Genomic DNA, 14,242 nt, shown 5'->3' on the forward strand with positions numbered 1-14,242 from the left:
CCCCCTTTTTCATTTTTTTCGGCTATATTCATTTCGACACTATTGATTAATATTCCTTTTTGCAAAAAAAATACGACTAAAAGCCGTATTAAAATTTTCCTGCAGGCAGACCTAATTTTTTTAACAAGTCAATTGCCTCCAGCTTTTCGGAATCAGATAAACTTGACATAAGTTTATCAATTTGTTGGGCATGTTCAGGAAAAATATCCTGAATCAATTTTTTCCCCTCATCTGTTATTTGCGCAAAAATTACACGTCTATCTGTCGGGCAGGCGCTCCTTCTCAATAATCCCTTTTGTTCCAGCTTATCGACAACATACGTAATGCTTCCGCTCGCAAGCAGAATTTTTGCACCAATTTGTTGCAGCGGCTGGTCGCCTTTGTGGTAAAGAAGCTCTAATACGGCAAACTCAGTTGGGTTTAAACCGCTTGCTTGGATAACTTTATTGACGTGTTCATTAATGGCTTTATAGGCTCTTGAGAGAACAATGAATAGCTTTAACGAAACAGCTGTTGAATCTTTTTCCATAACAACTCATCCTTTATCTTTTTGGGAAATTGCCCTCAAAAGCAAAATACCCATAATATCTCGATTTCAAAATTATTATAAAAAAATTTCGAACCTCTGTCAATTGACGGCAAAGTCACACTTTTTATCCTAAATGTTTCTATTGCGAAAAAAGTAAAAAGGATGGAATGTCCATCCTTTTTACTTAATTTTTTGAATCCTTTGATGTAACTCTTCTTTTTCTTCATCAGAGAGCAATCTCGGCCATTGGGATGAGGACGTTTTCTTCCTTGTTAAAATGCTCTGTTAAAATAAAGTAAGCATTTTGGATGTATCCGGCTAATATTTTTAATTCATCATGTGAAGCAGGGGTCCTGGCTGCCTGTTCAAGAAAGGATTTAATATGTGCTTTTGCTTGGTCATGCTCATACTCCATTACCGCTATTGGTCCAGAAGTTGTCCCAATATAAGTCCCCATTATTGGGAACAGCACACCTTCTTCTCTTTCCGAATGCGGGTCAAGCGCTGCCTGAAATTCATTTACCTTCATAATTAACTCTTGGAAATTAGCTTCTATATCAATATCTTTATCGATTTTTTGGGTTAAGCTGAACAATCCTTCCATTTGGCTTCTTAATGAGGGATGTTCTTCCTTTAATTGCCTTAATCCCTTACTTTTTAGTTCAGCATTCGGCATCCCGCCGATACCGCTCATACAACTGCTCATTCCATTCACTTCTTTCAATCTTCTGCTTATAGTATAAAAGCGCCATTCCTATTATGTAGTGACAAGCGTCACATCTATACCAAATTTACAACGTCCTCGGAATATTATTGACAACTTTTTGAAAACGTTTTATTTTTTTGAAAAATTATAACATTTATCACTCAAAAATATCTTTATAGTTTCATATAATAAAGTTAGATATTATGAAAGGGAGGTAAATATATTGAAAACCCCAAATTATCATGACTTTTATCAAACGGCATTTTTACCGATTGGTGCAAATGATTTTGTTTCGCTTAAGGATACAGATGCCTACATTCCAGAATCCAATTCTACACATTGGCTAATTGCCGTAGAAGGGGTCCAGCTCCCTCAGCCACGGATTTATTATCATTGGAAAGTCAGTATATATCCAGCCGCAAATGACGGCGACTTCAATTGGAAAAAGCCGTATTTTTGCTCACAAAATATGGAACAAATGGATCATGCCATAGCCCTTGCTTCCTCGCTTGCAGCCTCCTGCAAAAAAGATGAACTTTCCTCGGCAGCCCTTTTAGAGAAAATAAGCTGACCCTGTAAATACTTACCTTCTAGCTTCACCTTCTTTTTAAAATCCCTTGTGAAAAAATATACATATAGTGTAAATTACAATTAGCAAAAAAAGGTGCTGCCTGCAAATAGCAAACAGCACCTTTTTTTTACGCTAACCTGAAGACAATTCCATGACCGCCTTTTGGATATTCCCATTTAATATTTTGGTAAGGGCAGCCAATCCGGCAGCTTCCGCATTCGTGACAACCTTCATAACCTACCTGCATCCGCGTTCCTTCCCACTTATATACCTCGGCTGGGCAAAATACTGTACAAATTTTATCAGGACATTGGGTCATACAAACGTCATGATCAAGAACGGTAAGATGGGACTTTGTGTCACACTTAAACCTGAGAAGATACTGTTTTTCCTCAATATTCTTCGTTGACATTATTTCACCGCCTTCCATGCACGATAGAGATCTTGCAATACGCGAAGCGTTCCTCTTTGCGAGGTCATATTCTTAATAATTTGCTTTTGTTTATCACGTTTTGGCGTGCCATCAACCGTAAAGAATTTGCTAGCTGCCTGATTCATCATCGGAACATACTCTTTAAAATATTGCGGGTATTTTTCGAATGTATGGGCAGCATCTTTGTACTTTTCTAAATCTTTGATGATAAAGCTATTATATAGGGCCTCGCGGTAGTTATTTAACATTGATTGGCTGAAATTGCCGAGGCGGTGCGCCTCAATAACAGTCTCGGCAGCCAATAAGCCAGAGTGCATCGCCATGTTCGAACCTTCACGATGAATGGCGTTAACAAGCTGGGCAGCGTCCCCAACAACAATAACTCCATTGCCTGCCACTTTAGGAACTGAGCGGTAGCCGCCTTCCGGAATGAGGTGGGCAAGATATTCAGCAGACTCGCCTCCGGCAATGAACGGCTTGACCATTGGATGGTTCTTTAAGTAATCCAGCAGTTCATATGGCTTCATTTTTGCTTTTATCATACTCGATAGTGTTGTCCCTACACCGATATTCAAACTCTCTTTGTTGGTATATAGGAAAGCCGTACCCAGATTTCCTTTTGTGGAATCTCCAAAGATCTCAATCGTGCAGCCTTGGTTGTCCTCCAAATTAAAGCGGTCATTTATTTTGTCTTTTGGAAGATTAACAACTTCCATAACCGTCAGTGCCACTTCGTCTGGGCGGAACTCCTTATGGAACCCAAGCTGTTTGGATAAAAGCGAGTTAACTCCGTCAGCAAGGACGACTACATCTGCAAAAACCTCACCATCCGGCCGGTCGGTTCGGACGCCAACTACCTTGCCGTCTTCGACAATACATTCCGTGACAACTGTTTCGGTAATTAGAAGCGCTCCTGCCTCCACAGCTTTCTTTGCGAACCATTGGTCAAACTGGGCCCTTAGGACTGTAAAGTTATTATATGGCTCCACGCCCCATTCGAGGCCCTTATATCCGAACGAAAGAACTGATTCTTTGTCCATCATCCAGAACCGCTGTTCAATGACCGGTCTTTCAAGCGGCGCTTCTTTCCAAAAGTCAGGAATCAATTCTTCCATTTGCTGGCGGTACAATACTCCACCCATAACGTTTTTGGCCCCTGGATACTCTCCACGTTCAATCAGCAGCACATTCAGACCGTTTTTAGCACAAGTGTAAGCACAAGAGGTTCCTGCAGGGCCAGCCCCTACCACAATCACGTCAAACTTCTCAGGCATAGCTCAGTTCACCGCCCTTTTCAGCTTTAAGCTTCTTAAATTGCTCGATTAGTTTAGGGACAATTTCCATTGCGTCTCCTACAATGCCGTACGTTGCCACGTCAAAAATCGGGGCGTTCGGGTCTTTGTTGATTGCAATTATAAACTCGGAATTCTTCATACCGACCACATGCTGAATCGCTCCGGATACTCCAATGGCAAAATAAATTTTCGGTGTGACCGTTTCTCCTGTCTGTCCAACCTGCTGCTCATGCGGCAGCCATCCTGCTTCAACGACATCGCGGGTTCCGCCTGCGCTGGCGCCGATTGTTTCCGCCAATTCATGTATTAGCTGGAAATTTTGCAGGTCGCCCATTCCTTTGCCACCGCATACGATAACATGGGCATCGGCTAATTTAGCTTTTTTTGTTACGTCATTCACAATTTGCAGTACTTTTGTACGCATTTCCTCTTCGTTCAAAGCTATTTTCTCTTCAATAATTTTTCCTTGTCTTACTGCATCTGGCTCAAGTGCCTTCATTACTTTAGGTCTTACTGTTGCCATTTGCGGGCGATGCTTCTTACAGAGAATCGTTGCCATAATATTACCGCCGAATGCCGGCCGGCTTGCTTCTAGCAATCTATTATCTACGTCCACATCCAGCATCGTCGTATCTGCTGTTAATCCTGTAACTAAATCAGTTGCAACAGCACTTGCCAAGTCCTTTCCGTTGGGTGTTGCACCGTAAAGAATAATTTCCGGCATATATTTTTGCGCTAGCAGCATAACACCGCTCATATAAGATTCTGTACGATAATCCTTCAAAACTGGATGGTCAATTAGGTAGACCTCGTCAGCCCCATAAGAAATAACCTGATTGGCTAATGGCCTTATTTGATTGCCCAGCAAGAATCCCCCTAATGGAACCTCAAGCTTATCTGCCAGCTTCTTGCCGGCACCCAGCAATTCTAGTGAAACATCTTCAATTTTACCGTCATTTTGTTCAATGAATACCCAGACTCCACGGTAATCGTCAAGATTCATTTAAGACCCCTCCTGCTCTATACCCTAAAATTTATTAACATTATTTAGTTGACTGTAATGTAAACAGGTCTTTTTTCTCCATCAGAATATCCATTAGCTGACTTACCTGCTCATCGGCGGACCCATCTAGCTTTTTCCCGCCTTCAGGCCGTGGAGGTGTGAACATCTTACCGACAACCGTAGGTGACCCTTTTAGTCCAAGCTGTGAGCGGTCAACATTTTCAAGATCATCCACTGCCCAAATAATCGGTTCATATCTTGCAGCACTAATCATGTTCGGCATTGGTGAATACTCGATATCATTGATTTCTTTTTCAACTGTTAATAGACAAGGCATTTCCGACTGGACCAGTTCGTATCCGTTGGTTAATTTCCGTTTAATTAAGACCGTTTTCTCACGCTCATTCACTTCTGTTACCTCAATCACATTTGTAACAGGAGGAATATCTAATCTCCGTGCGATACCAGGGCCAACCTGGCCGGTATCTCCATCAATGGCATGCTTTCCACAAATAATCATGTCAATCGGGAGTTCCTTGGCAATTCTTTCTAACGCCTTTGATAAGGCGTAACTGGTAGCAAGAGTATCGGCACCGGCAAAAGCACGATCCGATATTAAATACCCCTGATCTGCGCCTATTTCAACGCTTTTCTTAATGACAGCAGTTGCCTGCGGAGGTCCCATTGATAAAACCGAGATGGTCCCGCCAGTTTTTTCTTTGATTTTAACAGCTTCTTGAACCGCATGGGCATCATATGGGTTCAAAATAGCCGGGGCACTCCTGCGGTCGAGTGTATTTGTTTTTGGATTGATTTTGATGATTTTTGTATCGGGTACTTGTTTGACACATACGACAATGTGCATGTAGGACTTCCCTCCTCCAAATAAGCTAAAAATGATGAAAGCGTTTGACTTTCTGGTTGGTTATTAAAAATGCTTTTATTAACGATATATGAATCGCAATTTAAGCATATTACCCAAAATTAATAGATTTCTTTAATTGAATGAAAAAAGCTGGAAAATTCATATAAGAGAAAATTTGCTGCATGTGCAGCAAGCACGGGTGAAGTTCATCATGGTGTGGGTATTTTAGATAGAAAATAGTACTAATTTAACTATATGAAATATTGAGATATAGACAATGATAAAAATCACAGCACTGTCTATACATGTAGAAAATATTTTTCTCTCTGAAAAATTTGTTTTTAAAGGAGGCACTAAAAAGAATGGGCCTTCTGCTACAATAATTAAATGTAACGGAAGGCCTTTATTTTGAGGTTTCTGGGCATTTTACAGTTAGATACTTACTAAAGTAGTTTTCATTAGAACAGTGATAAGATACCTTTTAGTTAGACTAATACTTTGGGCCAAATCATGATCATTTGCTTTAAGGCGAATTTGATTTCTTCGGGTGGTTTGGAGGCTTGTCCCATCATTCGGTGATACTCATTGATTAACTCGTCCAGTTCTTGACTGTATTTAATGGTTTGTTCACTTGTAAATCCCAATGTATTTGCACTTTTTATCATAAGTTCTCGTTTTGCTTTTATCTTTTCAATCATTTGACTATGGCTCGGACTGTGACTAGTGGTATTACTATACTCGTACAATGTTATCCTCCTACCTCTTACACACTTACTGTAATTCGCTAAAAAATTAGACTACTTGATGAATTATGACAAGAATTTCTTCAATTGTAAATACATTCGCAAAAGTAGACAAAACATTCTAAAACTTTCTATTTTCGACAGTTTATTTGCTCGTTTCCTTGAAATTTCGACATAAATTTCCAAATCGTTAGTTACGGATTGGAATTATTAAAGAAAACCGCTTTGTTCCAATAATGAAAGCGCATTCACTTTTGTGGAAGGATTGTACATTTTTTTAAAATATTTTTTTAGTACAAAAGTCCCTGAATCTAATATAAAAAAGCTGGCTCAAAAAAATCTAAGCCAGCTTTGTAACTTTATATTTTTAGCTTTTTTTAAATATCTCTAACTCACTGATCCGTTTGACTGCTTCTGCAAGGCGCTCTTCTGAGGTCAGCAGGCCGATTCGGACATATCCTTCACCATACGAACCAAAACCAACTCCCGGTGCTGCTACTACTTGAGCCTTTTCCAACAAAATGTTGGAAAATTCTTCAGAAGAAAAACCATTCGGCACTTTTAGCCAAGCAAAGAAAGATCCCTTTGGCGCAGTCACGTCCCAGCCTATCGAACAGAGGCCGTCAATGAGGCAATTTCGTCTTTGCTCATACATCTCATTTAATTCCTTCACGCAGTCCTGAGGGCCTGTCAGCGCTTCTGCCGCTGCCTCCTGGACAGCACCAAACAAACTGACATATAAGTGATCCTGAATGAGCTCTAGTGCAGAAATCACACTTTCATTTCCTACTGCAAAAGCAACGCGCCAGCCTGCCATATTATAAGTTTTGGAGAGTGTGTATATTTCAATGCCGACATCCTTGGCACCCTGTGCCTGGAGGAAGCTTGGTGGTTTTACACCATCGAACCCGATGCCTCCATAGGCAAAGTCGTGTACAATACAAATATCATGGTCATTTGCAAGCCTTACAGTCTCTTCAAAAAATTCTAGGTCAGCTACAGCCCCGGTCGGATTATTAGGATAGTTTAGGAACATTAATTTTGCCTTCTCAAGGTCCTCTGTCCTTAGTTCGCTATAGTTAGGAAGGAAACGATTTTCTTCTTTCAAAGGCATGGTGACCATTTCGGCTTTAGCCAGTGCGACCCCGGACCAATAGTCAGGATATCCTGGATCAGGAACCAAAACGGTATCCCCAGGGTTTAACAAACATTGGGGAATCTCCACCAAACCCGCTTTGCCGCCAAAAAGGATTGCGACTTCCTTTTCGGGGTTGAGTTCTACACCATATTCCCGAAAATAAAAATCTGCGACCGCTTTTTTTAAATAAGGAAATCCCTGAAATGGAGAATATTTATGGTTTATAGGGTTTGCCGCTGCCTCCTGAAGCTTAACAACGATATGCCCTGGTGTCGGCTGGTCAGGATTCCCCTGGCCTAAATTGATCACATCAAATCCCCGTTCTATGTATTCACCTGCCTTTTTTACGAGTGATGCAAAAAATTGCTTTGGAAGACTATTCAATATTTCCGATTGAGGAAAATGCTTCATGTTCTCACCTGCTATTTTCTTAATTTTAAGGTTGAAATTCTAGTCACAAATGATATAACTTTTATAACGGCTTGTAAAGGAAAAATTCCGAAATTTCATAAGGGAGAGAGAATAATGAAATTAAAGATTGCTTGTTTGCAGATGGATATTGCCTTTGGCAATCCCGAAAAAAACTATCAGAATGCAGAAAAACTAATCGAAACAGCTATTAGCGAACAGCCGGATATCATTGTACTGCCCGAGCTGTGGACAACAGGCTATGATTTGACCCGCCTTGATACAATCGCTGATAAGGGAGCGCTTCAAACAATAGAATTTTTAAAAAATGCTGCCAAAAAGTACAATGTTAACTTTGTCGGCGGGTCTGTCGCCAATCAGGACGACCAGGGAGTGAAAAATACCCTTCTCATCATAAACCGTGAGGGCGAACTTAGTTCCGAATATAGTAAACTTCATTTATTCAAGCTGATGGATGAGCACCTTTATTTGGAAGCGGGTAGTGAAAAAGGCCTGTTTAAGCTTGATAACCACGCATTTGCCGGAGTCATTTGCTATGATATCCGCTTCCCGGAATGGATTCGTGCCCATACATCTGAAGGGGCGGAAGCACTGTTTGTAGTGGCGGAATGGCCTGCTCCAAGATTATCACATTGGAGAAATCTATTAATTGCGAGAGCAATCGAAAACCAATGTTTTGTGATTGCCTGTAACCGTTCCGGAAGCGATCCGAATAATCAATTTGCCGGACATTCACTCGTCATTGATCCATGGGGTGAGATTATCGCCGAAGCGGGCGCAGATGAGGAGATTTTAACCGCAGAGATTGATTTAAAGCTTGTTGGAGAAATCCGTAAGCAAATTCCAATCTTTGAAGACCGAAGACCAGATTATTACAAATAATTTTTCACAGAAAATAAGAGGCTGTCGAAAAACTTTTCGATAGCCTTTCATTTCGCTCTATTTCTTTAGTGATATTCCGCGATAGTTTATTATAATATTATTAATATATTGGCCCTTTCAACAGGTCTGCTGATTGGCGCTCCAGGCACTTCGCTTTCCGCGGGTGTGCCGGGGAGCCTCCTCGTCGCTAAAGCTCCTGCGGGGTCTCCCCTGCCCCATACTCCCGCAGGAGTCTTCGTGCCTTCCGCGCCAATCAACAGGTGTATTAAATTAAAACTTCAACTCACAAGATGAAGCTTCTATTATCTTGCCAGAAGACCAATGAAGGACAAAATCGATGGAATCATTGAGGGAATGTCTCTCATAAAGGCGATACACTTAGCAAGGTTCGAAAAAGTGTGTGGCAATAATTTAGATTAATTTGTCTCCCTGTTGATTGGAGCGTAGGGCACTCGACTCCTGCGGGATATAGAGGTCACTGGAGACCCCACAGGCGCTAAAGCGCCGAGGAGGCTCCAGGACCTCCCCGCGGAAAGCGAGTGCCCGGAGCGGAAATCAACAGCCCTAGTTGCATAGACTATCAATTTAGATAAAATAAAAAATTGCCGAGAAAGATAACCTTTCTCGACAATTTGGGAGACTGCAATCATACTTTTTAAGTTTTAAAGCAGCGGCAGGGTGATATAGAATGTAGTCCCTTTTCCTACTTCGCTTTCAATCCGTATTGAGCCTTTATGCTCCTCAATAATTTTATAGCTGACCATTAACCCAAGTCCTGTGCCTCTTTCTTTGGTTGTGAAAAAAGCTTCCCCCAGCCTTTGTAATTTCTCTTTGGATATTCCTATCCCTTCATCCTGGATTGAAATCAGAGCTTGATTATTTTCAAAGGCCTCTATAGTAACCGTAATTGTCCCGCCGTCTGGCATGACTTCGATCGCATTTTTGATTAAATTAATAAAAACTTTTTTCAACTGATTGGGTTCACAAAAAATCGGCGCAAGCGTTTCATCAAATCTTGTTGAGAATTGAACATTATGTAAAACAGCCTGGGCGTGTAAAATGTCTAAGGTTTCCCTCATTATTTGATTCAGATTCTTCTCCTGAAAACGGATTTCCTGGGGTTTAGCCAATAGTAAAAATTCGTTAATGATGGTATCAATCCGCTCTAGCTCACTAGTTATCACTTCATAGTACATGGAATGTTCTTGTTTGATGCTACCTTCAAGTAGCTGGATAAAGCCTTTTAAAGCTGTCATCGGATTTCTGATTTCGTGGGCAATTCCAGCCGCAAGCTCGCCTATAACCTTTAACGTTTCTGATTTCCTAAGCTGTTCCTGCATATCCATCTTTTCAGTAATATCCTTTAAGGCAGTAAAATTCAAGTCCGCCATAATGTCTAATTTTGAACTGATTTCGATATGCCTATTTTTGCCGGAAATCATCTCAAAAACAATAATGGATGTATGATACCCCTTTTCAATTACCTGCTTAATATGTTTCTTTATTTCTAGCGTTTGTTTTTCAAGCTTGCTAAATGGCTCAAAAAACAATCTACCTATTAATTTTTCCTTTGGAAGACCAAATAGCTTTTCTGCTGTAAAATTTACATCTACTATGCGATATTGGTAATCCCAAAGGATGAGTCCATCAATGGAATCTTCAAAAATGCGTTTATATCTTTGTTCGTGCTTTTGCAATTTTGCATTTTTTGAAAACACTACATCAGGCTTGCTCGGTAAAGTACCATCCTGTTCCAATTTAATTTCCACTAAACGGCCACCCCGCTATCAACCAAAGTTCAGCGTTAATTTAAAAACTTATATTCTATACAAAACTTGTTAATTCCTTTTTTCTGCCAATATTTTTTATTTCTTCCTATAAAAAGAAAAACGCAAAGCTAAATTGCTTTGAGTCATGCTGTCGAAGAGGTCTGTTGATTAGCAGGGGCAATCAAAAATATCGATAGTTGATTCTGGAAAAGCACAAAAAATTGTCGAGAAAAATATCCTTTCTCGACAATTTGGCGTAAAGCTAATTTGCTTTGCGTTTTTCTATTTTTATAGCCATGGATTTTCATGCTTTGCTTTAAGGCGCTGCCACCTTTTTTCTACTTCTCTTTCGAATTCGTCTACTAGATGTTTGTTTTCTTCTTTGAGGAGATGTTTCGTTTTCCCCATATATTTAAACCATTCTGTTACCGGAACGCGCTTTTTCTTTTCTTCTGGGTTATAGGTAATAGCGGTAACACCCTGTTCTACTTCATACAGTGGGAAGAAACAGGAGTTGACGGCCTCTTCAAGAATTTTTGTTCCATAACGGTCCTCGGATTTCCAGTTTAATGGACAGGTTATTAAAAGTTTTCCGTATACTGGTCCGACATTTTGTGCGTACCACTGGGCTTTCGCACCTTTTTTAACCAAATCCTGTGGGAATGCTTCTGAACCAGTAAATACATAAGGGATATTTGTCGCAGCCATAATTTGTACTGTATCTTTGTGGTGGAAACTTTTCCCTTGCTGTGTTTTTCCCACACCAGAAGTACTTGTCATATGGCCAAGCGGTGTTGAATAAGACATTTGTGACCCGGTATTCATATAGCCTTCATTATCGTATTCGAGCATAATCAGCTTATGGCCGCGAAGTGCCGTCCCAATTGCCGATCCCATACCGATATCCATTCCGCCGTCACCGGTAATCATCACGAATGTTGCATCATCAGACACTTGAATTTCCCCGCGCCGCTTTAATTCCATGAAGGCCTCAACAGTACCTGAAAGGGTTGCTGCACCATTCTGGAACAGGTTATGCATCATCGTCTGCTTATGCGAGCTATATGGATAGGCAGTTGTTGTAACGTAGGCACAGCCAGTTTGGAATAGAGTGACAATATCCCCTTCAATCCCTTTAAAGAACAACTCCAGTCCGCCGAATATGCCGCAGCCCGGGCAGGCGCCATGACCGGAAGCAATTCTTTTCGGCTTATTTGTCAGCATCCGCAGTGGCGGGATTTTCACTTTTAATTTATTTGTTTCTTCATCCATTTTTACTTCAATTAAACCAGATTTATAGGCATCACCCTGCTGCGGAGTGATGACAGGCTTCAGGATTTTTTCCGGATTTCCCGGTACATGCCCAAAATAATCAAATGGTTTTTCTGCATAGCCTTTCTCCATCGCATCAATCGCCATATTAAAGAATTCTTGGGCATCATTTGCATAGAAATCCTTACCGCCCATTCCGAATACACGGCTTAACACGATAGTTTGATTATTCTTGTCATCCTGCAGGGCAGACTTGACCTCATGCGTTAAGTTTGGACCATGTGCACCATAGGAATCAGCACGCTCACCAACTAATAATGCTTTCACATTTTTAAGAGCTTCACGGATTTCTTTAACCGGGAATGGACGAATAATATTTGGACTGATTACCCCGGCTTTAATTCCTTGGGCGCGTAGCTGGTCGACAACATCCTTTGCCGATTCGGCTGCAGAGTTTAATAGGAATAACGCAACTTCAGCGTCCTCCATTTTGTATAAGTCCAAAACAGAATATTCTCTTCCTGAAAGTTTTGCATATTCGGCAGACACTTCCCTGAATACCTCTCCAGCATTGTACATAGCTTCGGATTGCTGGAAGTGATTGTTCATCAAATCTTCGCCGTTCATGTGGGCACCGATCGTTACCGGTTTTTGCGGATCTCTAATAAAATTGTAATCAGTCGGGCATTCGCCGACAAATTGCTGGACTACCCGGCGGTCCTTGAAGTATTGAACTCTCCGTTTTTGGTGGGAGGTCCAGAATCCATCATATGCAACAATGACAGGGAGCCGGACTTTGGAGTGTTCGGCAATTTTCAATGCCATAATATTCATGTCATAGACCGCTTGCGGAGTTCTTGCCGTTAAAATAACCCAACCGGTATTTAGACCAAAGTAAAGATCTGAGTGGTCCCCGCGGATATCAAGCGGACCACTGACAGCCCGAGTGACAAGATTCATGACCATCGGGAATCGTGTGCCTGCCTGAACTGGAAGCTGTTCAATCATATATAAAAAGCCGTTAGCACTTGTTGCATTGAAGACGCGCGCCCCAGTGGCGGCAGCACCATAGCAAATACCGGCCGAGCCATGCTCGCCATCTGCCGGAATCAACTTAATATCATGCTCGCCGCGGGCTTTCATTTGATCTAAAAATTGTGCCACCTCTGTAGATGGAGTAATCGGGAAATAACCCATGATATGATAGTTGATTTGCGCTGCCGCCATCGCAGCCATTTCATTGCCGGATTCAAAGGTCGAAATCTGCTCGGCTCCAACCTGCGCTGTTAATTTTTCCTCTAAAATAGCCATTATAAATTCCCTCCTTCTGCATAAGGAAAGTTTTGCTTCACACGATTTGCGTCTGCGTATCCGATCATTTCTCGAAGATCCGATAAAGCACTTGTCGGACATGCTTCCACACATTTTAAGCAGCCCTTGCAATATTGATAGTCAATTCCCTTAAGAAACATTTGCTCTCTGCCGCGTTTGTCCGCTCCCTCTTCCCAGACGAAACAGAAATCTGGACAAACGTTATCGCAGGCCGCACAGTCTATACACTTATCGCGTTCAAACTTTGGCAAGAAGCCTTGTCTTGAGCCGCTCAAATCTTTTAATATACTATTTGCCTGAGTGGTGATAACACCACCAAGCTCTTGGGTCATATAGCCTAGCTGCGGAAGCGGGCGGGTAAAGGCTTTACCTTGGGCATCCTCCGGAACATGGTATGTTTTAAATTCAACTTCACTATAGCCGCGGTCAAACGTACGCAGATTCGGTTCGACAAAGTGCGGGTATTTTTTCTCGAATGTCTTCCGGATAACTTTTCTCATGGCGTCCGGATCCAAAAAATCACATATGCGGAATAACGCCCCGAGCATCGCTGTATTTACTTTCGTTTTTTCCTCGACGGCAATAGTTAAAGCATCTACAATCGCTAATGTTCCATATTCCAGTTTTAAGTCCTGTTTCACATCATCGAAATCCCTTGATGAGTTGACTAAGACGATACCGTCAGCATTTAAACCGCTGACCACATTAATCGTTTTATACAATGCTTCGTGGAAAACGCCCACAATATGAGGCTGCTCAATCGGACTGTGGTCACGAATTTCAACCCTAGGTTCACAAAAGCGGATAAAGCTTTTAACCGGAGTTCCTTTTTTCTCCGAGCCATACGACGAAAAGTTGGAGCCATTTAAACCAAGCCCTAATACCCCTGCTTCCGCCAGCATTTTTCCGGCAAGATTTGCTCCAAGACCACCGATTGATTCGAGACGGATTTCAAAAAAACCCAGCTCATTTTTTTGCGGTAAAATAGACATAATGTCCCTCTCCTTCTTTGTTCAATAAAACTACCCGAAAAAGACATAAATAATTAACTTATCTCACCGCTATTGTAGGCCATATTATTTTTTAAATCTGTGACAAAAATCAAACATCCAAACATTTTTTTTAAAACACATTTTAATCCATCGAAAAAATTCTTTATTTACAAAGCATCTTCATTGTTTTCAATTATATAACAGGTTTCACGTTGTATTATAACAGAGTAATTGCAATTGATAATCAACTTAGCATAAGCTAAAGTGGCACCGGTTTGTCCCC

At 41.2% G+C, this 14,242-nt stretch carries 13 protein-coding genes; 2 read left to right on the forward strand and 11 right to left on the reverse strand.

The window, feature by feature from the left end; all coding sequences use genetic code 11:
* Nucleotides 1-88: 88 nt before the first annotated feature.
* Both KHA99_RS06185 and KHA99_RS06190 read right to left on the reverse strand, forming a co-directional pair.
* Nucleotides 89-529 carry a MarR family winged helix-turn-helix transcriptional regulator gene (locus KHA99_RS06185; protein WP_213116522.1) on the reverse strand — a complete coding sequence of 147 codons (441 nt, stop codon included), beginning with the start codon at nucleotides 527-529 and terminating at the stop codon, nucleotides 89-91.
* Between the two features lie 226 nt (nucleotides 530-755).
* Nucleotides 756-1,235 (reverse strand): hemerythrin domain-containing protein, encoded by a 480-nt coding sequence (locus KHA99_RS06190; RefSeq protein WP_307851990.1) that lies wholly within the window; start codon nucleotides 1,233-1,235, stop codon nucleotides 756-758.
* Nucleotides 1,236-1,458: 223 nt separating this feature from the next.
* On the opposite strand from KHA99_RS06190, the gene KHA99_RS06195 reads away from it, so the two are divergent.
* A complete protein-coding gene (locus KHA99_RS06195) occupies nucleotides 1,459-1,806 on the forward strand; it encodes a hypothetical protein (RefSeq protein WP_213116523.1) in 348 nt (115 codons plus the stop codon).
* A gap of 127 nt (nucleotides 1,807-1,933) precedes the next feature.
* Here the strand turns inward: KHA99_RS06195 and KHA99_RS06200 are convergent, their stop codons facing one another.
* The 6 genes from KHA99_RS06200 to KHA99_RS06225 form a co-directional block, all read right to left on the reverse strand.
* On the reverse strand, nucleotides 1,934-2,218 hold the full coding sequence (locus tag KHA99_RS06200; RefSeq protein WP_040204690.1) for a ferredoxin family protein: 285 nt from the start codon (nucleotides 2,216-2,218) through the stop codon (nucleotides 1,934-1,936).
* Nucleotides 2,218-3,513 carry an FAD-dependent oxidoreductase gene (locus KHA99_RS06205; protein ID WP_213116524.1) on the reverse strand — a complete coding sequence of 432 codons (1,296 nt, stop codon included), beginning with the start codon at nucleotides 3,511-3,513 and terminating at the stop codon, nucleotides 2,218-2,220. The genes KHA99_RS06200 and KHA99_RS06205 overlap by 1 nt, the downstream gene beginning before the upstream one ends.
* Nucleotides 3,506-4,537, reverse strand: coding sequence for an electron transfer flavoprotein subunit alpha/FixB family protein (locus tag KHA99_RS06210; protein WP_213116525.1), 1,032 nt, complete (start codon nucleotides 4,535-4,537; stop codon nucleotides 3,506-3,508). Before KHA99_RS06210 ends, KHA99_RS06205 begins: the two co-directional genes overlap by 8 nt.
* Before the next feature lie 40 nt (nucleotides 4,538-4,577).
* On the reverse strand, nucleotides 4,578-5,402 hold the full coding sequence (locus KHA99_RS06215; RefSeq protein ID WP_213116526.1) for an electron transfer flavoprotein subunit beta/FixA family protein: 825 nt from the start codon (nucleotides 5,400-5,402) through the stop codon (nucleotides 4,578-4,580).
* Nucleotides 5,403-5,887: 485 nt separating this feature from the next.
* Nucleotides 5,888-6,148, reverse strand: a complete 261-nt coding sequence (locus tag KHA99_RS06220; protein WP_249366437.1) for an aspartyl-phosphate phosphatase Spo0E family protein — start codon at nucleotides 6,146-6,148, stop codon at nucleotides 5,888-5,890.
* A 364-nt stretch (nucleotides 6,149-6,512) separates the two neighbouring features.
* Entirely contained in the window at nucleotides 6,513-7,694 is a 1,182-nt protein-coding gene (locus KHA99_RS06225; protein WP_213116527.1) for a pyridoxal phosphate-dependent aminotransferase, read from the reverse strand.
* On the opposite strand from KHA99_RS06225, the gene KHA99_RS06230 reads away from it, so the two are divergent.
* Nucleotides 7,686-8,594: a carbon-nitrogen family hydrolase gene (locus tag KHA99_RS06230; protein ID WP_372447572.1), complete on the forward strand. Its 909-nt coding sequence runs from the start codon at nucleotides 7,686-7,688 to the stop codon at nucleotides 8,592-8,594. The genes KHA99_RS06225 and KHA99_RS06230 overlap by 9 nt on opposite strands.
* Nucleotides 8,595-9,256: 662 nt before the next feature.
* Here the strand turns inward: KHA99_RS06230 and KHA99_RS06235 are convergent.
* The 3 genes from KHA99_RS06235 to KHA99_RS06245 form a co-directional block, all read right to left on the reverse strand.
* Entirely contained in the window at nucleotides 9,257-10,363 is a 1,107-nt protein-coding gene (locus KHA99_RS06235; RefSeq protein WP_213116529.1) for a PAS domain-containing sensor histidine kinase, read from the reverse strand.
* A 288-nt stretch (nucleotides 10,364-10,651) separates the two neighbouring features.
* Nucleotides 10,652-12,946, reverse strand: coding sequence for a thiamine pyrophosphate-dependent enzyme (locus tag KHA99_RS06240; protein WP_213116530.1), 2,295 nt, complete (start codon nucleotides 12,944-12,946; stop codon nucleotides 10,652-10,654).
* Nucleotides 12,946-13,959, reverse strand: a complete 1,014-nt coding sequence (locus tag KHA99_RS06245; RefSeq protein ID WP_213116531.1) for a 2-oxoacid:acceptor oxidoreductase family protein — start codon at nucleotides 13,957-13,959, stop codon at nucleotides 12,946-12,948. Before KHA99_RS06245 ends, KHA99_RS06240 begins: the two co-directional genes overlap by 1 nt.
* Nucleotides 13,960-14,242 lie beyond the last annotated feature (283 nt).

Origin of the sequence: Neobacillus rhizophilus, assembly GCF_018343535.1 — a bacterium.
In the GTDB taxonomy this organism is placed as follows: domain Bacteria; phylum Bacillota; class Bacilli; order Bacillales; family Cytobacillaceae; genus Neobacillus; species Neobacillus rhizophilus.